Here is a 20,252-nt window from a genome sequence, read left to right on the forward strand (position 1 = left end):
GTGGCCGTGGTCCGGTGCGCGGTGGACCCGGGGGCTGAGGGGCTGAGATCATTCCGGACAGCGGAACCGGAATCTCTGGAGCACCTCACTCCCTCGGGGGCCGACGCTTCGTGTGCCGTTCCGCAGGTGGCCGGCTACCTCCACGGTACGGAGAGCCATCGGACGGCTCCCATGCACCACACCGCTGGACCGCACTAATTGATCACTTTTATGTCCCCATATAGGTTGATCTGCGCCATCGCTAGGGGAGCGATGCGTGCAATCGGAGGTCAACCGGTGTTAGTCAGACGAATTTCACTTCTTCTCACGGCAGGGCTGCTAGCCGCCACGGGGCTCGTCGGCGGTGGGGTGGCTGCCGCCCCCGTGGAAGCGGCGGCGATCGCCCCGTGTCCCGACATCAAGGGCCTGCCCGATCCGGCGCTCTGCAGCACCCATGAGGACATGTTCCCCGGCGCGCGGACCGGGGTACGGACCGGCCCGGAGGCGGCCGGGCCCCGGCTCACCGCGAGGCAGGCCGACGCGGCAGCCGACGCGGCGCCCGCCCAGATCGCCTGTGAGGGCGACGGGGTGAGTGGCAAGCGCGTCCAGATGCTGTACGTCCGCGAGCCGAGCATGCCCGACCGCTACAACCAGTTCATGCCCATGTTCCAGGCGTGGCTCGCCAGCGCCGACGACGTGTTCAACGACGCCGCCGCCGAAAAGGGCCAGAGCCGGCACATCCGCTTCGTCACGAAGACGGTCCCCGGAGGGTGCCAGATCGTGATCCAGCCGGTCGTGGTGCCCGCGGGCTCGCTGGCCACCCTGGCGAGCAGCATCGCCGCGCTGCGGGGCCTGGGGTACGAGCTCCCGGATCGCAAGTACTTCATGTTCACCGAGTCGACCGCCCTCTGCGGAACGGCCCAGCTCTACAAGGACGACCGGCCCGGCCCGGAGAACTACAACAACTTCGCCACCACCTATGGGCGCGTTGACGCGACCCCCAACTGCTTCGGAGCCAACGCCTTCACCCACGAGCTGGGCCACGCGCTGGGCGCGGTGCAGACGAGCGCTCCGAACAGCGACGGCAAGGGGCACTGCTCGGACCTGTACAGCACGATGTGTTACGGCGGAACCCCGACCTGGTCGTGCCCGGAGTGGAAGAGCAACCTGGTCCCCGACTGCAACCATGACGACTACTTCAACATGGCCCCGGAGCCCGGCAGCTATCTCGACACTCACTGGAACATCGCGAACAACGACTTCCTGATCAAGGGAAACACCGCCGCGTCCGCCCCGCACCCCACGATCGGCCTCACCTACGTGATCACGAACGTGTCGACCGGGGGGGCCATGGAGCCGGTCGGCGGCTCCGCCGCCAGCATGGCCAGGCTCAGCCAGCGGGCCCGGACCAACAAGCCGAGCCAGAAATGGCTGATGGGCTACAAGACCGGTCTCCAGTTCGTCAACATGAACAGCCGGATGTGCGTGGACAGCGCCTACGAGGGAACCGTCCCCGGGACCCAGGCGGTGCAGTACGGCTGCAAGGGCTCGGACGCCATGCGATGGACGTACCTGTCGCAGACGGACGGCAGCCACGCCATCATCAACTGGAAGTCCGGGCTGGCCCTGACGGCCGTGGCCGCCTACCCGGCCCCCCTGCAGCAGCAGCCCTACACCGGTGCGGCCAACCAGCGGTGGAAATTCAACCGGATGACCGACGCGGGTCTGGTCAACGGCGCGACCCACTACCTGACGGGCATCGGCACCCGTGAGAACGCGGAGGTCCTCAAGGCCTCGAAGACGTCCGGAGCGGCGATCACGCACGCGGCGGCCGCCGGTACGAAGAACCAGCAGTGGAAGTTGCGCAAGCTCACCTCACCCGCCTCCTCCTGGCAGCTGGTCAACGCCAACAGCGGCATGTGCATGGGCCTGAAGACGGCGAACGCCACCGCCGGCACCCAGATCGTCCAGTCGGCGTGCTCCACCGCGACGTCCAGCAGGCAGGCATGGCTGCTACGCCGCGTGGCGGACGGGACCTACCTCGTCGTCAACGCCCACAGCCAGCGGGTGCTCAACATGACCGCCGGTTCGCTGTCCGTCCTGACCCAGCAGGTCCTCGCGGCCGACCAGAGCAGCCAGATCTGGGCGCTCAAGCCGCTGTAGTATCCGGCCCCCTTCTCCGACGCCGTCCCTACGGTCATGACCTCAGCGGCTTCGCCTCCGGGAGGCACAGCCGGTCAGCACCGCCACGAATCAGACACTGGATGAGGATGGCGGCGAACTCGCGCAGGCTGGGTGTTGAGAATCGTTCGATAGATGGACGGTGCGAGGGCGGGATCATCGTCCTCGCTGCCGGACCAGGTGATCACACTCTTCGGTGGCGTCTTCGTAGCCGCTCAGGAGGAAGGTGTGGATCGTCGCCAGTTGGTCGTCGGAGAAGGTGGCCATCAACCGGCGGCTGCGGGCATCGATCCCCTCGTAGAACGAAGCGATCCGTTCGAGACCTGAGGTCGAAGCCTCGACGAGTACGCGGCGGCGGTCCCGCGGGTCAGGTTGACGCCGGACGTATCCCGCCTTCTCCAGGCGGTCGATCATGTGCGTGACCGCGCCGGTGGTGCGCCCGAGCTGGGAACTGAGTGCACCTGCGGTGGAGGCTCCCGCGCGGTTGAGTGCGTGCAGGCAGAGCAGATCGGTCTGGGCGATGCCGAGGTGCTGGGCGATCAGATCGTTCAGACGCCCCAGAGCTCCGGCGAAGTCCGTCATGGACGCAACGATCCGGTCGGCGAGTTCGTCCATGTTGTCGTCATGCGGTTTGACGGGCATGCGAGGCTCCATTTATCTTCGCCGTTCAGATACTTAGTGATGAAGCTAGTGTATCGGATGCCTCATTTCTGCGAACTGGAGAGCCCTCGGTGTCTACCGACGCATCAGCCCCAGCCACCACACCTGTCACCACCAGAGCGCGAACAGTGGCGCTTGCCGTCATCCTGCTGGCGAGCTTCATGGACCTGCTCGACGTCACCATCGTGAACATCACTCTGCCCTCCGTCAGAGCGGAGCTCGACGCCTCGCCCGCGCACCTGCAGTGGATGCTCGCCGGCTACACGCTCACGTTCGCCCTGGGCATCATCACCGGGGCCAGGCTCGGCGATCTGTACGGCTACAAACGCGTCTTCCTCGTAGGAATCGCGGGCTTTACCGCTGCTTCCGCCCTGTGCGGCGCCGCCCCCACCGCCGAGGTGCTGGTAGGCGCCCGCATCGTCCAGGGCCTCCTCGCCGCGGTGATGGTTCCCCAGGTGCTCTCGCAGATCCAGCTCATGTACGCCCCGCACGAGCGCGGCGGAGCCATGGCGGCCTTCTCCTCCCTGTCCGGGCTGGCCGCCGCCACCGGGCCGATCCTCGGCGCGGCCCTGCTGGAGGCCGACTGGTTCGGCCAGGGCTGGCGAAGCGTGTTCTGGATCAACATCCCCGTCGGCATCCTGGCATTCCTCACAGCCGCCGCCGTCCTGCCGGAGGGACGGAGCACCACACGGCCACGCCTTGACATCGCCGGTGTCCTCATCTCATCAGCAGGTCTGGTCCTGGTTCTCTACCCGCTCATCCAGGGCAGCGAGGAACGCCCCTGGCCCCTATGGGCATACGTGAGCATAATCCTTGGCGTCACGGTTCTGGTCGGCTTCGTCCGGCATCAGCGACACCTCTCTGGCCGAGGGAAGTCACCTCTGATCGAGGTTGGGCTCTTTCGAGTGCGCTCAGTCGGCGGCGGCCTCCTGATCCAATTCCTCTTCTTTCTCCCGGTGATGGGCTTCTTCCTCACCTTCATGCAACTCCTGCAGCCCGGACTTGGCATGACACCCATGAGCGCCGGCCTGACGATCCTGCCGTGGCCGATCGCCACCACTATCGCGGCCGGACTCGGAGCAGCGGTGCTGCTTCCGCGCCTCGGGCGCACCACGGTGCAGATCGGGCTCGTTGTGCTGGCTGTCGGCTTTGTTCTCCTCGCTGTGGCCGCAGGCTCCACCACCCCCGCCACGAACTGGCTCGACTTTCTGCCCGGTGTCGTCGTCGGCGGCCTGGGGATGGGGCTGACCGTGGCGCCGCTGGCCCAACTGACTCTGGAGAAGGTCCCCGCCAGGCACGCGGCTTCCGGATCCGGCCTGTTCAACACCGTCGCTCAGCTCGCCGCGTCCGTGGGAGTAGCCCTCTTCGGCACTTTCTTCTTCGCCCAGCTGTCCGCACACGGCGGCGAGCCGACCGGCGGATACACAACCGCCTTCACCGCCACCATCTGGGGCAGTCTCCTCCTGCTCGCCATCACCTTCGCCGTCAGTTTCCTGCTGCCACGCAAAGGGGCTGTATCCACACCGGCATCCTCACCGGCGTAGGTGCTGAGTCCGCGAAACCTTGATGAAGGCGGCCGGACCCGCGTCCAGCGGGTCCGGCCGCCTTCATCAAGCCCACGGACTCAGCGTGTCAGTGTCCCGATGCCGTCGGAATCGTCATCCGCGGGTCTGTCATTCAAACGGCGGTGACTCCGCCTGCCACGGCTCGCCAACGCCACTGGCCGTTCCGTCGTCGCTCAAGCCCCGTCACGAGGAAGAAGGGCCGGGACGAGGGATCGCCTGCTCGTTCGTGATCGTCCACAGGACAATGGGCCGTTGTCACGTGTCTCAGCCGGACCGTGGTCTTCGGGTTCTCCGATCTGCGGGTGATCCACGCACCGACCTCTCCTGGAAGGCGTACACATGGTCCTGAAGGGGCGGGGCAGGGAGCGTGGGGCGCTCGACCACCTCGTGGCGACGTTGCGCGAGGGTTTGAGCGGTGTGCTGGTGCTCCGGGGGGAGGCCGGCGTCGGCAAGAGCGCTCTGCTCGACTACGTCGCCGCCGAGGCCGCGGACCTGCGCGTCGTCCGGGTGGCCGGGGTCGAGTCGGAGGCCGATTTCCCCTTCGCCGGGCTGCACCGGCTGCTCATCCCCTTTCTGAAGGCTCCGAACGGGCTTCCGGCCACCCAGCACCAGGCCCTGCTGGTCGCCTGCGGGCTCGCCGACGGGCCGCCCGCCGATCGGTTCCTGGTCGGGCTGGCAGCGCTGACCCTGCTCGCGGAGGTCGCCGAGCGAGGACCGGTGCTGTGCTGCGTGGACGACGCCCAGTGGCTGGATCGCGAGTCGCTGGGCGTGTTGACCTTCGTCGGACGCCGGGTGCACGCCGAAGGGGTCGGCCTGGTGTTCGCCGCCCGCAGCGGCATCACCGGACTGGAAGGCATCCCGATCACCGAGGTCACCGGCCTGGGGGAGCGGCACGCGCTCGACCTGCTCCACTCGGTGGTGGCCGGGCCGCTGGACGCGCGCGTCGCGGCGCGCATCGTGGCGGCGACGGCCGGGAACCCGCTCGCCCTGATCGATCTCGGGCAGGAGCTGTCGGCCGAGCAGCTCGTGGGTGGCATCGCACTGCCCGACCCGCTGCCCGTGGGCGGCTTGCTGGAGAAGCACTACCTGCGGCAGGTGCGCGAGTTTCCCCGGCCCACGCAGTCCTGGCTGCTGCTGGCCTCAGCCGAGCCGGGCGGGGACATCGGCTACATCAGGCAGGCGGCCGCGCTGCTGGGCATCGGCCCCGACGCCACCGGTCCGGCGGAGGCCGAACGGCTGCTGATCCTGCGCGCCACCGCGGACTTCCGGCATCCGCTGATCCGCTCCGCGATCTACGGGGGCGCCACGAGCGTGGAGCGGCGGCGTGCGCACGGCGCGCTGGCGACGGCCACCACCCGACCCGCCGACGCCGACCGGCGGGCCTGGCACCTGGCCGCCGCGGCGCTCGGGCCTGACGAGTCCGTCGCCGCCGAGCTCGAACGCTCCGCCGACCGGGCGAGCGGACGCGGCGGCTACGCGGCGCGCGCCACGTTCCTCGCGCGGGCGGCCGAGCTGAGCCCGGACGGTCACCGCCGGGGCGGGCGGCTGCTGGCGGCGGCCGAGGCGGCCTTGGCCGCCGGGGCGCCGGTGCAGGCGCAGGCGCTGCTGGACGGTCTCGACATCGGCCTGGTCGACGGCATCGGCCGGGGCAGGGCGCTGATGGTGCGCGCCGGCGCGCTCATCGCACTGGGCGCCGCCGGGGCCTTCACACAGGCGCCGGTCCTGGCACTGAGCGCCGCACGGGCCTTCGAGGGACAGGCGCCGGAGCTGGCCCGTGACGCCCTGCTGTACGCCATCGAGCGTGCGATACCCGCCGAACACCTCCTGCGTGACACGACGCCCGCCGAGCTCGGACGGGCCTGCGAGGCACTGCTGGCGCGCACCGGCGTGTCGGCCGCGCCCGACCTCATCCTGTACGGCTACGCCACGCTGATCCGCGACGGCCATGAGCGAGCCGTCCCGCACCTGCGGCGCGCGGTCGACGCGATGCTGGACCCGGGCACCTCCGCCGAACACGTCTTGCGCGCATATCAGACAAGCGTCACGTTCTGCATGATGACCTGGGAGGCGGACAAGCGGGCGGCCGTCACCAGCCGCGCCTCCGACATCGCCCGTAAGAGCGGCGCCCTGTGGCCCCTGGACTCCGCGCTGTTCATCGCCTCGATGAACGAGACCATCCTCGGCAACCTGGCGGCGGCCGACACCCTGCTGGTCGAGGGCCACCAGATCCGATCGGCGATCGGCGCGACGGCCGACACCTGGGAGATCTACCGGCATCCCGAGCTCCTGGCCTGGCACGCCGACGACGAGGACCTGGATACGACGTTACACGGATCGGCGCAGGCGGCGATCACGCTCGGCGTCGGCGCGGTGGAGGCGATCACCCGTATCGCCCTGGTCATCCTCGCCCTCGGCCGGGGCGACTACAACCAGGCCCGCGCACTCGCCCACCACCTGATCGGCGCCGACGCGGTGGGGGTGCACACCAGGGTGCTGCCCGACCTGGTCGAGGCGGCGGTCCGCTCCGGTGATCGGGTGCTGGCGACCGAGACTCTGCGCACACTGGCGTCCCGGGCGGAGGCGAGCGACACCCCGTGGGCGCTCGGCGTGCTGGCGCGCTCGCGGGCGCTGCTGGCCTCCACCGCCGACGCCGAGCCGTACTATCTGCGGGCGCTCAGCCTGCTCACCCCGACCAGGGCGCGCACCGACCTCGCGCGCGCATCTGCTGTACGGCGAGTGGTTGCGCAGGCGAAGGCGCCGCAGGGACGCCCGCGACCAGCTGCGCGCGGCCGTGGAGATGTTCCAGGAGATGCGGGCCGCCGGATTCGCCGCCCGGGCCGAGCAGGAACTGGCCGCCACCGGCGAGACCGCCCGCCGCAGGGCCGTCGAGACGGCGACCGGCCTGACCCCGCAGGAGCTCGCGGTCGCCAAGCTCGCCGGAGGCGGCGCGACCAACGCCGAGGTCGCCGCCCAGCTGTTCATCAGCGCCAGCACCGTCGACTACCACCTGCGCAAGATCTTCCGCAAGCTCGACGTGACCTCCCGGCGGCAGCTCTCCCAGGCACTGCGGGACTGACCCGCGCTCACGACTACGCGCTTCACGTGATTCGAACGTCACCGCCCTGATCGAGGATCAAGCGGTCGGACGATCCACCTACACAGGGAGCGCTGCGATGGGATTCGTCACCGCCGCTGACGGAGCGCAGATCTACTACAAGGACTGGGGGGAAGGGCGGCCCGTCGTGCTCAGCCACGGCTGGCCGCTGAACGCCGACAGCTGGGAGGCCCAGATGCTCTTCCTGGCCGCCAACGGCTACCGCGTCATCGCCCACGACCGCCGCGGCCACGGACGCTCCACCCAGACCTGGCACGGCAACGAGATGGACACCTACGCCGACGACCTCGCCACGCTCATCGAGACGCTCGACCTGCGCGAGGCCGCCCTCGTCGGATTCTCCACCGGTGGCGGCGAGGTCGCCCGCTACGTCGGCCGGCACGGCACCGCACGCGTCTCCCAGATCGTGCTGGTATCCGCCGTGCCGCCGTTCATGCTCCAGACCCACGACAATCCCGGCGGGGTGCCGATCGAGGTGTTCGACGCCATCCGCGCCGGGTCCATCGCCGACCGCTCCCAGCTCTACCGCGACCTGGCCGACGGGCCGTTCTTCGGCGGCAACCGCCCCGGCGCCGACCCCTCGCAGGGCATGCGCGACGCGTTCTGGCTGCAGGGCCTGCAGGCCGGGCACCGCAACGCCTACGAGTGCGTCGCGGCCTTCTCGGCCACCGACTTCCGCGCCGACCTGGACGCCTTCGACGTACCGACTCTCGTCATCCACGGCGACGACGACCAGGTCGTGCCGTTCGAGGTCGGCGGCAAAGCCTCAGCCGACCGGATCAAGGACGCGACACTCAAGGTCTACCCCGGCGCGCCACACGGCATCACCGACACCCACAAGCAGCAGCTCGGCACCGACCTGCTGGACTTCCTCAACTCCTGAACCCCCAGGACCGGGCGAATCTCCCGCATGCGTCCCGCCGGCCGCCCGGCGCTTCATGGCCAAGCGGGCCGGCAGCAAGATCACCGAGATTCGCTCATCCCACGTCGTCATGATCTCCCACCCCGTGGCCGCCACGGCCGTCACCCGCTGAAGGACAACTCCCATGAAACCCAATACCATCGTCTTGATCCACGGCTTCTGGGTCACCCCGCGCAGCTGGGAGAAGGTAACCTCATGACCCAATAAAGGAGTGCCCATGCCGAAGCTCGCCGCCCTGGAACCCGGCTACGTGCCTGTCGTCTCTTACGCACGCATCTCCTCCGACAAGGCTGGGGACAAGCACGGGGTCAAGGACCAACACAAGATCAATCGCCGGACGGCGGCCAAGCATGGGTGGACGGTAGTTCACGAGTTCACCGACAACGATAAGTCAGCAGCTAGGGCTGACGTCTTTCGCGACGATTTCGAAGCGATGCTAAAAGCGCTCTGGGTGGGCGAACTGAGTGACGGAACACCGGTTCGGGGCGTTGTCGTCTGGCTAGAAGATCGGCTTGTCCGGCGCCCTGGGGATTACGAACGTTTCGTTGATTCGATCACATACAACGAGGGGTTCGTTTACGCGGACGTAGACAGAATCCTCGACCTGTACAACGAGGACGTTGAAGCGGCTGGGCTCGCTGCCGCAGTACAGGCGAAGAAGGAAGTTCGGAAGATCCAGCGCCGCGTTCGGCAGTCCCATCGGCGTCGCGCCGAAGAGGGAATTCCCGTCGGAGCTGACAGGGCGTTCGGCTGGAAAGACGACAAACGGACTCTCAACCCCATTGAGGCCAGTCTAGTTGCGGATGGTGTGGACAAGCGGATCGCGGGCCAGTCTCGATCATCGATCGCAACCGCATGGAACCGTGCAGGAATATTCACACCCAAAGGCAATCCGTGGAAAACAAACAGCGTGGGAGTCGTCCTTTCCAATGCCCGTATTTGCGGCTGGCGCGAACTGGACGGGGAGTTGGTGCGTGATGAGAACGGTGATCCCGTAATCGGCCAGTGGGAAAGAATTGTTTCCCCGGAGAAGTGGCTAGCCGTGCGCGCGATCGATGACGCACGTCGGGGTAAGCTCGTTGATCAGAAGGGCAACATAGTCGGGGATCTGCCTCACGACTTCCGTGATCCCTCGCACCTGCTTACCGGGATCGTGCGGTGCGGGAGGCTCAAAGAAAACGGGCAAGCATGCAATAAGCCTTTGCGGGTGAAGACCGATCCCGATGGAAAGGTTTACCGATACTCCTGTAAGCCCCCATCCCAGGGCGGATGCTCTGGTGTAACACGACGGGGAGACCTGGTCGATTACTTCATATCGGAACTCGTTCTTAGCAAGCTGGAAGAGGCGCAATTCGTTCTACCAGAAGAGGTGGAATGGTCGGGCGAGTCGGAGCTCAAAGAAACGGTTGAGCAAATAGACGAACTGACGGACAGGTGGATGGAGAAGGGGGTGTCGAACGATCGCTACTTCCGAATCCTCGCGAAGCTGGAAGCGGAAGTTAAGCGTCTGAGGTTTGAGAAAGAAAGGTTCACGACAGGAAAGGAACGACGACAGAACAAGGCCGCCATTGACGTTGCCGAAATGCGGCGTCGCTGGTACCTGCCGGAAAGTGACGGTGGGCTTGCGCTCTCGTTGAAGCGCGCACACATCCGCGAAGCGCTGCACGCGGTGATCATCCTCCCCAGCGTGAGACGGGGCAGGGCGCCGTTCGACCCCGATCTACTCGTGCCCATCTGGCGTGAGTGATCGCAAGACGTCCTGGACGTCTTCGGATCGTCAAGGGATCTGTACCCCTTACCTTGGGGATACAGGTCCCTTACTTATTGTGGCAGCACAGCGAACATCGACGGACTTCTATGGACTTCCATGGACGCCTACGGACGTTCAGGGACGGGCCTAGAAGGTCGCGGAAAGGAACTTTGAGCTGCCCTTATCCGTTGTGCATCTGATAGACCTAGGAGAGAGTCAACAGCCCCCCGATCACTCCGAAGCAAGCGAGAAACCGGCCGCGACCCATTCGAGCGCAAGAAAGCCACCGGGCAAAAAATAATGATAAGCCGTTCCGCTGGAGTGCCCCGGCCCAGCGGTAGGCCGCAAGACCTGGCAGCGCTCACCGGTTGTTAGACGTCGCATAAAAACACTCCAAGATTTTCTCTCGCTGAAGGCACCATCGCTCCACAAGTCGTGACCTGATCTCGGCTTGCCCTGCGCTGGTGCTTTTGCTGTCTCCGGATGTGGTGGGTGGCTTCCATCGAGGAAAGGAGGCCCCTGCTGGTACCCGAGGAAATGGGACCGTACGCCGCGCTTGCTGAGGAGTGGTGCAAGCGCAAAATCGCTGAATCGCCCCGGTGGTCTGCCGAAAAATGGCAGCGCATCGCCGCTATCCACAGTCTTGAATACACGGACAACGCGCCTGATCTTGCCGCCGAGAGCGGGAGGCCTGCTGCGTGATCCCCCACCTGTCACCCGAGACCAGAGCCGTGCTCGAACGGGCGGCCATGCCGGACTTCGCCCGGTGGCAACGCATGGTCTACGCCACCGGTGGCTGTGCCCAACCGGTCCGCCTGCACGGTGAACGCCTGACCTTCGACGGCACGACCGGTGAGATCCTCGACGTCTACCGGACGGCTGACGAACCTACCGGGTTCCTGCTGACGGCCTGCGGCAACCGGCGTGCATCGCGCTGTGCGGCCTGCTCGGCAACGTATAAGGATGACACCTATCACCTCATCATCTCCGGCCTACGCGGCGGCAAGGGCGTCCCTGAGGACGTAGGCGGCCATCCTCGGGTGTTCGCCACCTTCACCGCTCCCTCCTTCGGCGCGGTCCACGCTCACCGCACGGGCAGAGACGGCAAGACCCTGCCGTGCCGTCCCCGGCGAGATTCCCCGACCTGCCAGCATGGCCGCTATGAGGGCTGCGGCAGACGCCATGACCGTGATGACCCGCAAGTAGGGCAACCGCTCTGCGTGGACTGCTACGACTACCGGGGCGCGGTGCTGTGGAACGCTCACGCGGGGGAGTTGTGGCGCCGCTTCACCCAAGCACTCCCGGCTGTCCTGGCTCGGCTGCTCGGCGTGTCTCGTGCTCACCTGCGTGAGACGTTGCGGCTGTCGTATGCCAAGGTCGCCGAGTACCAAGCGCGCGGCCTGGTCCACTTCCACGCGGTGATCCGCCTCGACGGCCCAGACGGTCCCGCCTCACCTCCGCCGGACTGGGCAACCGTTCCGCTGCTGGACACCGCGATCCGGCAAGCAGCATCACAGGTCGTGGTGCCTGCCTCGAAGCAATCGCCGGACGCTCCTCCTCCGGTCCTGCTGCGCTGGGGTGATCAGCTCGACGTGCGACCGGTCTACCTCTCTACCGACCTTAACGGCGTAAGTGATCAACGCGTGGCGTCGTACGTGGCCAAGTACGCGACCAAGGGCGCCGAGTCGGCGGGCACGGTGGACCGACGCATCCGTGACGCCGGGGATATCGCCCGACTGGACGTGACCGAACACGCCCGGCGCATGATCTACACCTGCTTCGCCCTGAACCGTCAGCCTCAATACCGGCTGCTCCCACTGCGGCACTGGGCTCACATGCTGGGCTACCGGGGCCACTTCTCCACCAAGAGCCGTTACTACTCCACGACCCTCGGTGCACTCCGCCGGACCCGTGCCGACTACCGCGCCGCGCAAGCTCGAACGCTCCTCGGGCTGCCCGACCCTGCCGAAGGGAACATGCTCACCCTGGCTGAGTGGCGCTACGCCGGAAGCGGTCTACGCAACGGTGAACCCTTCTGGGCTGAGGTGGCTCGGGAACGCATCGCTACTGCCCGCACAGTCGCGCGTGAACGAAAAGACAGGCAATCCGCTTGACCTGTCGTCGCTTCAGACGAGAGGCGTACCCTGAGAGGAGAGCTGGCCTTCTACGTCTGGTGGTGGCTGTGTCCGAGAATATTCCCTCTGACCTGACCGCTGGCGAGCGCATCCAGCTTCTTCGCGAACGACGAGGTATGTCCCGGCCGGTTCTCGCCGGGCTCGTGGGACGAGGGCCGTCCTGGTTGAAGAAGATCGAACGTGGCGAGCGAGAGCTGAGAAGCTACGAACTGCTCTCCCGCGTGGCGACTGCGCTCGGTATCAATGATCTTTCCTTGCTGACCGGTGGTGGTTCGCCCGTGCCAATCAACAACGTCGGCCGGATGACGGTCCCCTTCGTTACCGAGGTTCGCGACGCTGTTCGTGGGCGACTGTGGGCCTCCGAAACCGACGAGGAACTTCCGTCCGTCGATGTACTCAGAGGACGTGTCGCCGAAGCATGGCGGCTGTGGCATGCCTCGCGCTTCCAGCGTACGGAGGTCGGCGCGCTGCTTCCCGACCTGCTCACCGATGGGCATCGGCTCACTCGATCTCTGGACGGTCCGGAGCGTCGTCAAGCCTCTGCGGTGCTGGCTGACATCTACCGGTTGACCCAACAGGCGATGGCCTACGGGTGCGAGCCGGAACTGTACTGGACCATTGCCGACCGGGCTCGGCAGGCATCCCAAGACGCCGATGACCCGCTGTCGCTCGCTGGCGCGGCCTGGTCCTACGCCAACGGCCTACGGGAGACCGGTTACGCCGACGAGGCACTCAGAGCGGTGAACGAAGCGGTTGACGTGCTGCGGCCTCGCCTGGAAGACGGCTCCAACGACATGCGGGGCATGTACGGGGCGCTCAACCTGCACGCCGCGATCACGCACGCCAGAGAGGGCAGGGACGGGGATGCCTGGCGTCACTGGGACGAGGCCAACGCGGTAGCCGGGCAACTCCCTAAGGGCTACACCCACGCCTGGACGGTCTTCAGCCAGGGCAACACCGACATTCACGCGGTCTCTGTCGGGGTCGATCTCCGTACACCTGGTGTCGCTCTCCAGCGTGCCGAGTCCATTGACCTCAATCAGGTGCCCTCAGTCGAGCGTCGCGCGCGGGTGCTTGTGGAGTTCGCTCGTGCGTACGATCAGCGTGACGACAAGGCCGGGGCGCTGCACTTCATGAACCGGGCATGTGAGTCCTCTCCCGAGACGGTTCGCTTCACCCCCTCGGCGCGGTCGCTGGTCGCCGAGTTGGCCACGAGCACGCGCGGGCCTCTCAAGACTGACGCGATGGCGCTCGCCGAGTCCGTAGGGGTACCCATGTAGGAGGGGCCCATTCTGGGGCCCTTGCCCTTGTGAGCTGCGCTTACGGTCCTCTGCATGGCACTCAGGGACGAGAGCGATCCGCAGCAGCGGGACGCAGGCGACGAGGAAACCGCGCGTCGTCTGCGTGCCCACTTTCAAAGCGCACTTGAAGAGACAATCGACGAGAGCACAGCGGCAAGCCATGACCAGGCACTATGCGCTGTGCAACGACTTCTCACGGAGCGGGGCATCCGTGCCCACCGTCACACCACGATCAGTCTCGGACTCTACGGTGATCACCTAACCCCCCCGAACTGGCCCAACCGACCTGACTCCCGGTCGTGGATGAACCGACATCCACCTGAGCTTGCCGTAACCGGCCCTCAGGGTTGGCGCGACGTCACGGTGACCGTGGGACCTCGCTCGGGCTGCTACCTGGTGTCCATCCGCAACGGTCCTGACCTCCAAACCATCGGACGGGACTATCCGGAAAAGGTCGTTGACCTGATCTTGGCTGCCCGGAAGTCGTGACCATGCACGGCTGGGTCATCCTGGGCGATGCGGCCACGAAGCGCGTCAACGGCCAAGAGATCATCATCACTGCCGGTAGGTCGGGCAACCTGGGGGCGGCCATCAGGGCTTGGGAAGACAGCGAGCGTCACCGGATGGTGCATGAACTGGGAAACCTCGGTCGCCTGGTCAACGAAGCGTTGGACCGGCTGCGGCAGGCCGGGAACACCTGACGGTAACCATGTCGTCCGGTGGCAAGTCCCGACGAAGGAGGGGCGCGGCAGCCGATCGCCCCGACCATGAACAGCGAAGCTCGAAGTGAGCGATCGTCCCGGCCTCCAGCTTCAAACAGGTAGCGCCGTTGCGGGTGGTCGCCTGACCGGTAGCTGATCCCCAGAACTGGTGCGGCGGTGCGTCATCCCCACATGAATACGCCGTCGCACCTTGGCCGGGGGCTCTGCGTAGAGGGTCGTAGGGCCTCCCGGTTCACCAATAGGGGCGGTGGCGCGGTGTCTTCCTCTCCCGCGCTGTCGCCCCGTTCATCCAACAGGTAAGGAGATCATTTTGGCGTGGGTTAATGACCCGAACTGCACATCGTGTAACGGGTTGGGGTACATCATGGATCCATCAGGAGTGATGCAGCTGTGCCCGCGTTCCTCGCACATTCGACCGTAGTTCTGTGATCAAGGCCGGGCCTTCCGCATGGGTGGAGGGTCCGGCTTTGTCGTGTCTGCGGACGGCGAGCAAGATCATTTCCGTGAGGTCCGCGGGGCCTTTCAAGATCACGGAGCGGAGCGGCCTATCAGCGGGTGAACGTCAACGGTTCGATTGGTACGTCACCGATTAGACGTACTGCACGTGTGGACGTCATCGCGGAGTCCTGGGGCTGGGGCGTGGAGCGCCAGCGCGTTCACGGTCGGCGGGAGAGGGCTGGTGCGGCGGATGGGCTGTGCGGCGGGCGGCGGGGTCCGGCCGTCCGCGCCGGGCGGGCGCGGGACGGGACCGGCGCCCACGCCGCATGCCCGGTCCCGATGTCCGGGCGGCGCGGGCGGGCGTGCCCCGCCGTGCGACGGCGCGGAGCGCTGGCGCCTTGACCATGTAATGAAAATCCTCGCCGATCACTCCGGCTGTGGACCTGCCAGAGACCCTTAGTGGAGTGTTTCAGCAGGTCAGAGCGATATACGCGGCCCGTTGCCTAATAGGGCCTGAGCGAATACGCTAGTGGGAGCACTGGATCACCCGTTACCAGGCCAAGGGGTTCACCGTCCTGGCCCCGGCCTATCCCGGCTTCGAGGTGGAGGTGGAGGCGCTGAACGCCGACCCCACCCCGATCGAGCAGGTCACCGTCCCGCAGATCATCGAGTCCCTGGAGACGCTGATCGGCGGCCTGGAGACGCCACCCATCATCATGGGGCACTCCGCAGGTGGGGTGTTCACCCAGATCCTGCTCGACCACGGGTACGGCGCCGCCGGAGTGGCGATCAACTCCGCGCCCACCGAAGGCGTCCAGGTGATCCCGCTGTCGCAGATCCGCGCCACCTTCCCGGTGCTGAAGAACCCCGCCAACCGGCACAGGGCGGTCGGCTTCACCTACGACCAGTGGAAGTACGCCTTCACCAACACCTTCCCCGAGGACCAGGCACGGGCGACCTACGAGCGCTACCACATCCCCGCCTCCGGCAACATCTTCTGGGGCAGCGCGCTGGCCAACATCCACCCCGGCAAGGACGACAACTACGTCGACTACCACAACGATGACCGCAAGCCGCTGCTGTTCGTCGCCGGCGAGCACGACCACCTCATGCCGCCCAAGATTCAGCGCTCCAACGCCAGGCACTACAAGTCCGCCACCGTCACCGAGGTGGTCGAATACCCCGGCCGCTCCCACCTGATGCCCGCCGAGCAGGGCTGGGAGGAGATCGCCGACCACGCCCTCGCCTGGGCCCTCGACCACAGCTGACATCTTCGGAAAAGAGCGCGTCCCATGTCGGAAGTCAGGTTCACTCACATCGGCGGCCCCACCGTCCTCATCGAGTTCGAAGGCTGGCGACTGCTGACGGATCCGACTTTCGACGCCCCCGGCCGAACCTACGCGTTCGGCTGGGGGACCTCCTCCCGCAAGCTCACCGGCCCCGCCCTGCCGCCGGACGCCCTGCCGCCGCTGGACGCCGTCCTGCTCACCCACGACCACCACGGCGACAACCTCGACGACGCCGGACGCGCCCTGCTGGCCACCGCCGGAGTCACGGTCACCACCCGCTCGGGCGCCCGCCGCCTCGGCGGAGCCACCCGCGGGCTCGAGGCCGGGCAGAGCACCCGGCTGGAGGCGCCCGGCCGCCCGTCGATCGAGATCACCGCCACCCCGTGCCGGCACGGGCCGCCGCTCAGCCATCCCATCGTCGGCGACGTCATCGGCTTCGCCCTGACCTGGCCGGACCAGGACCACGGGCCGTTGTGGATCACCGGCGACACCGTGCTGCACTCCGCGCTCCGCAAGACGGCCGCCGACCTCGCCCCGGGCACCGTCCTGCTGCACCTCGGCGGCGTCCGGTTCCCCCTCACCGGCCCGCTCCGTTACACCATGACCGCCGCCGACGCCCTCGACCTCGGCGCGGCCATCGCCCCGGTCACCGTCCTCCCCGTCCACTACGAGGGCTGGCAGCACTTCCAGGAGGGCAGGGAGGCCATCACCGCCTCCTGGGCCGACGCCCCCACCGCCTTCACCGGGGCCGTCACCTGGCTGACGCCGGGCACGCCCCGCGCCATCAAGGTGTGACGGGCCCCGGCACGTCTCCGATCGGCCATCCCGCCCGTACTCGCCGACGACCGAACGGCCGGCGGACCGATCCTGACGCACCTGCGCAGAACCAAAGGACCGTTCTCGCGGGAGGCCTTCCGTGTCGTAGCCGCCCGCACCTCGAGAAGACGCCGCCGGCCGCTGTCACGGCCCGGCCCCGTCCTCAGGTTCGGTCGTCACCTCGCGCGTGCGCCCGGTCGAGCCACAACCGCTCGCTCAGCCGACGGCGGCGCCGAACCACCTGGGCAGCCGGCCGAGCAGTTCCCGCTGGTCCTCACCGACCCACGCCACGTGGCCGTCCGGCCGCAGCAGCGCCGCGGGCACGTCCAGTTCCTCGCTGCCGTCGACGACGTGGTCGACCCGATCCGCCCAGCCCGCCACCGAGAGCCGGCCGGTCCGGTCGAGCAGCAGCCCGCGGCCGCCGCGCATCAGCTCGTAGAGGCGGCTGTGCTTCAGCCCCACGTCCCGCATCCGCCGGCCGAGCAGCTCGTGCCCCTCGCCGAAGTCGTAGCGCACCCCGATCGCAGTGATCTTCTCGATCAGGTACCGGTTCACCTCCTCGAAGTCCATCAGTTCCGACACCAGCCGGCGCACCGACCGGGGGCCCGGCTCGAGGGACAGCAGCTCCATCTGCGCGCGGGTGTTGTCCAGCACGTCTGCGGCCACCGAGTGCCGTTCGGTGTGGTAGCTGTCCAGCAGCCCCTCCGGCGCCCAGCCGCCGACTTCGGCGGCCAGTTTCCAGCCGAGGTTGAACGCGTCCTGGATGCCGAGGTTGAGCCCCTGCCCGCCGGTCGGCGGGTGGATGTGCGCCGCGTCGCCGGCCAGCAGCACCCGGCCGGTCCGGTAGCGCTCGGCCAGCCGGGTGGCGTCGCCGAACCGAGACAGCCAGCGCGGCGAGTGCGCGCCGAAGTCGGTACCCGCGGTCACCCGCAGCCGCTGCCTGAACTCCTCTAGGACCGGCGGGACCGTGCGGTCCTCGGCCACCCCTTCGGCGGGCACGACGACGCGGTACGCCGCCCCGTCCCCGAGGGGGATGGCGCCGAACCGCAGTTGGGTCTTGCGGACCTCCGCGACGACGGCGGCGACCGTCGCCGGATCCTCGGTCAGCTCCATCTCGCCCAGCAGCGTCTCGACCCTGGCGGGCTCGCCGGGGAAGCCGACGCCGAGCAGCCTGCGCACCGTGCTGCGGCCGCCGTCGCAGCCGACGAGGTAGCGCGAGCGCAGCCGCGTGCCGTCGGCCAGCTCGACGGTCACCCCGTACTCGTCCTGGCTCAGCCCGACCAGCTCGCGACCGCGCCGGATCTCGGCGCCGAGCTCGGTGGCGTGCTCGGTCAGCAGGCGCTCGGTGATGGTCTGCGGGATGCCGAGGATGTACGAATGCGCGGTGTCCAGCCGGTCGGGCCACGACTTGGTGATGCCGGCGAAGAAACCACCGACCGTGAACTGCCGGCCGCTCGCGAGGAACCGCTCCAGCAGGCCACGCTGGTCCATCACCTCGATGCTGCGCACGTGCAGGCCGAGCGCGCGGACATGCCCGGTCGGCTCCGGCTCCTTCTCCAGTACGAGCACGTGCACGCCGTGCAGCCGCAACTCGCCGGCCAGCATCAAGCCGGTCGGTCCGCCACCGGCGATGATCACGTCGATCATGAACCCCCCATTCGACAAGATTGCTTTTCGGCCGGCCGCTCCGCGCGGTCGGGCGGCGGGCACACCCGTACCCCCGCACCTCCGCACCTCCGCGCCGAGTTCCCGCGACCGCACCGCGAGCCTCACCGGCGGTTAGGCGTCCCGCGTGACCCATACGTCGATTGACAAAGGAACACGTGCTTCGTGAACCCCTGATTTCCGCAGGTTCTGGCCTCGGCCGACGATTCTGCAGCACGACCCGGGTCTTGCCGCAAGACCCCCGGTGCGCTATACGTTGAAAGTGGCAGGGAGTGGATAACGGGGGTTCACCCAAGGCCAGGTAGTTAGCATTTTCGGGTGCCTGTCAAGGGGGCGGCGAGTCGGGTAGGGCAGTGTAGAGACCCGGGCCGATCTTGTGGATGAGTCCGGTTGTGGCCCATCGAGATAGTTGCCGATACATGGTGCCCAGGGTGATGTCGCCGAGGTGGAGGGCGATGTCGCGGGCGTTCCAGTGCCGGTCGGGCTCGGTGTGGAGCAGGGCTAGGACCTGTGTGCTGCGGTGCTCTGCCACGCTGGTGTGCCGGTCGTCGCGGGAGGTGGCCGGGAGGGGCGGGTTGGGCACAGGCTCCAGAATGGCGATGTCGAGGTTGGTGATGGCGCGGCTGGTGTTGGGCCTGCCGTCGTCCAGCCGTTCGCCGTAGCGGGAGATCGGTGACTTGACTTTTCGGGTGCTGAGGCGCGGGCGTCGTGGTGGGAGCAACCTGGCCAGCACCCGGCGTCCGATCCCTCCGATGGGGTCGGAAGCTTCGGGCAGGATGCCTTCGGCTTGGATGACCAGGTCACGAGCGGCGTGGAAGGCGATGGTGAACCCGCAGCGGTCGGGATCGGTCCCGGGGCGGGACTGGGCGGCGTCGACCATGACGATACGCAGCAGTTGGTAGAGCGTGAGCAGCGCCCACATCTCCTGCTCGACGCCAGCTGGGTCGCCCGACCTCAGCACGCGCCCCCGCAGGAGGGTATGCCGGAGCGCGTAGTACGCCGATTCGTGCTCCCAGCGCTGGTGATACAGGGAGATCAGGGCGCCGGCCGGATGGCGGCGGGCGTTGGTCAGCGTGGTGACCAGCCGGTGGGAGGCCTCAAGGACGGTGCCGTCGGTGCAGGTCACGGTGATCTGGGCGTTGACGATCCGCACCGGGACCGAGCCGATCATCGCCCGGGTGCCGGTCTCCACGAGGGTCATCAGCTCCAGTTGGGGATAGCCGCCATGGGCCAGCCGATCGAGCCAGGCCCGGTTCCGGCCGGTATCGGGGACCTTCAGCGAGCTGCAGCCGTCGAAGGAGACCATCCGATAGCGGCCGAAGCGCATCCCGGGCGTCACCGGCCGCGCCAGCGGGCCGCACAACACCTCAAACAGTGCCTGCATCGGCGCACCGCCCACCCGGCGGGCAGGTCACGTAACGCCTTCGCGGTCGGTGAGACAACCGCGGGCAACCCAGCCAGGCCGCCTGTCATCTTGTCCCAGACAAGCCGGTAGCCGACCTCCGGAAACAGGCACATCGCCAGCAGGAAATACACCCCAACCCGGGAGGGAAGCTCCCGGAGCCGGTGCTGCACCCGGCCCGTCTCCGCCAACACCGCATCCACCAGCTCGAACGGCACGATCTGCGTGAGCTCTCCCAGATGCCCCGGTGCGAACACCCCCGCGGCCACCCGCACCACCCGCGAAATGACAGACTGATCCCGCAACGGGACT

Annotated in this window: 14 protein-coding genes and 1 pseudogene; 11 read left to right on the forward strand and 4 right to left on the reverse strand. The window is 67.5% G+C overall.

What is annotated here, in order from left to right; genetic code table 11:
* The first annotated feature begins 348 nt into the window (after positions 1-348).
* A complete protein-coding gene (locus tag OG587_RS31135) occupies positions 349-2,142 on the forward strand; it encodes an RICIN domain-containing protein (RefSeq protein ID WP_329081422.1) in 1,794 nt (597 codons plus the stop codon).
* A 174-nt stretch (positions 2,143-2,316) separates the two neighbouring features.
* On the opposite strand, the gene OG587_RS31140 is transcribed toward OG587_RS31135, so the two are convergent.
* The gene (locus OG587_RS31140; RefSeq protein ID WP_329081424.1) at positions 2,317-2,802 is read right to left on the reverse strand and encodes a MarR family winged helix-turn-helix transcriptional regulator; all 486 of its coding nucleotides are present in this window, start codon (positions 2,800-2,802) and stop codon (positions 2,317-2,319) included.
* Between the two features lie 146 nt (positions 2,803-2,948).
* Here OG587_RS31140 and OG587_RS31145 point away from each other — a divergent pair, with 146 nt between their 5' ends.
* From OG587_RS31145 to OG587_RS31185, 10 genes and pseudogenes are all read left to right on the forward strand, one after another.
* Positions 2,949-4,364: a DHA2 family efflux MFS transporter permease subunit gene (locus OG587_RS31145; RefSeq protein ID WP_329081426.1), complete on the forward strand. Its 1,416-nt coding sequence runs from the start codon at positions 2,949-2,951 to the stop codon at positions 4,362-4,364.
* A 360-nt stretch (positions 4,365-4,724) separates the two neighbouring features.
* Positions 4,725-5,168, forward strand: a pseudogene (locus OG587_RS47335) (AAA family ATPase); the annotation flags it as partial.
* Positions 5,169-7,194: 2,026 nt separating this feature from the next.
* On the forward strand, positions 7,195-7,461 hold the full coding sequence (locus OG587_RS47340) for a helix-turn-helix domain-containing protein (RefSeq protein ID WP_443075641.1): 267 nt from the start codon (positions 7,195-7,197) through the stop codon (positions 7,459-7,461).
* 97 nt (positions 7,462-7,558) lie between these two features.
* Entirely contained in the window at positions 7,559-8,383 is an 825-nt protein-coding gene (locus OG587_RS31155; protein WP_329081429.1) for an alpha/beta fold hydrolase, read from the forward strand.
* A gap of 256 nt (positions 8,384-8,639) precedes the next feature.
* On the forward strand, positions 8,640-10,169 hold the full coding sequence (locus OG587_RS31160; RefSeq protein WP_329081431.1) for a recombinase family protein: 1,530 nt from the start codon (positions 8,640-8,642) through the stop codon (positions 10,167-10,169).
* Positions 10,170-10,870: 701 nt separating this feature from the next.
* The gene (locus tag OG587_RS31165; RefSeq protein ID WP_329081433.1) at positions 10,871-12,286 is read left to right on the forward strand and encodes a replication initiator; all 1,416 of its coding nucleotides are present in this window, start codon (positions 10,871-10,873) and stop codon (positions 12,284-12,286) included.
* A gap of 68 nt (positions 12,287-12,354) precedes the next feature.
* Positions 12,355-13,587, forward strand: coding sequence for a helix-turn-helix domain-containing protein (locus tag OG587_RS31170; protein ID WP_329081434.1), 1,233 nt, complete (start codon positions 12,355-12,357; stop codon positions 13,585-13,587).
* Between the two features lie 506 nt (positions 13,588-14,093).
* On the forward strand, positions 14,094-14,309 hold the full coding sequence (locus OG587_RS31175; protein WP_329081436.1) for a hypothetical protein: 216 nt from the start codon (positions 14,094-14,096) through the stop codon (positions 14,307-14,309).
* A 1,001-nt stretch (positions 14,310-15,310) separates the two neighbouring features.
* Positions 15,311-16,036: an alpha/beta hydrolase gene (locus OG587_RS31180; protein WP_329094067.1), complete on the forward strand. Its 726-nt coding sequence runs from the start codon at positions 15,311-15,313 to the stop codon at positions 16,034-16,036.
* Positions 16,037-16,060: 24 nt separating this feature from the next.
* Positions 16,061-16,852, forward strand: coding sequence for an MBL fold metallo-hydrolase (locus OG587_RS31185; RefSeq protein ID WP_329081438.1), 792 nt, complete (start codon positions 16,061-16,063; stop codon positions 16,850-16,852).
* A gap of 237 nt (positions 16,853-17,089) precedes the next feature.
* Here OG587_RS31185 and rox read toward each other — a convergent pair whose 3' ends face one another.
* The 3 genes from rox to OG587_RS31200 all read right to left on the reverse strand — a co-directional run bounded on the left by rox (position 17,090) and on the right by OG587_RS31200 (position 20,245).
* Complete coding sequence (rox, locus tag OG587_RS31190) at positions 17,090-18,520, reverse strand: rifampin monooxygenase (protein WP_329081440.1); 1,431 nt, start codon at positions 18,518-18,520, stop codon at positions 17,090-17,092.
* A gap of 343 nt (positions 18,521-18,863) precedes the next feature.
* Positions 18,864-19,922, reverse strand: a complete 1,059-nt coding sequence (locus OG587_RS31195; protein WP_329081441.1) for a hypothetical protein — start codon at positions 19,920-19,922, stop codon at positions 18,864-18,866.
* Entirely contained in the window at positions 19,874-20,245 is a 372-nt protein-coding gene (locus tag OG587_RS31200) for a transposase domain-containing protein (RefSeq protein WP_329081443.1), read from the reverse strand. Before OG587_RS31200 ends, OG587_RS31195 begins: the two co-directional genes overlap by 49 nt.
* Between the last annotated feature and the right edge of the window lie 7 nt (positions 20,246-20,252).

The organism is Streptosporangium sp. NBC_01469 (assembly GCF_036227305.1).
GTDB lineage: Bacteria > Actinomycetota > Actinomycetes > Streptosporangiales > Streptosporangiaceae > Streptosporangium.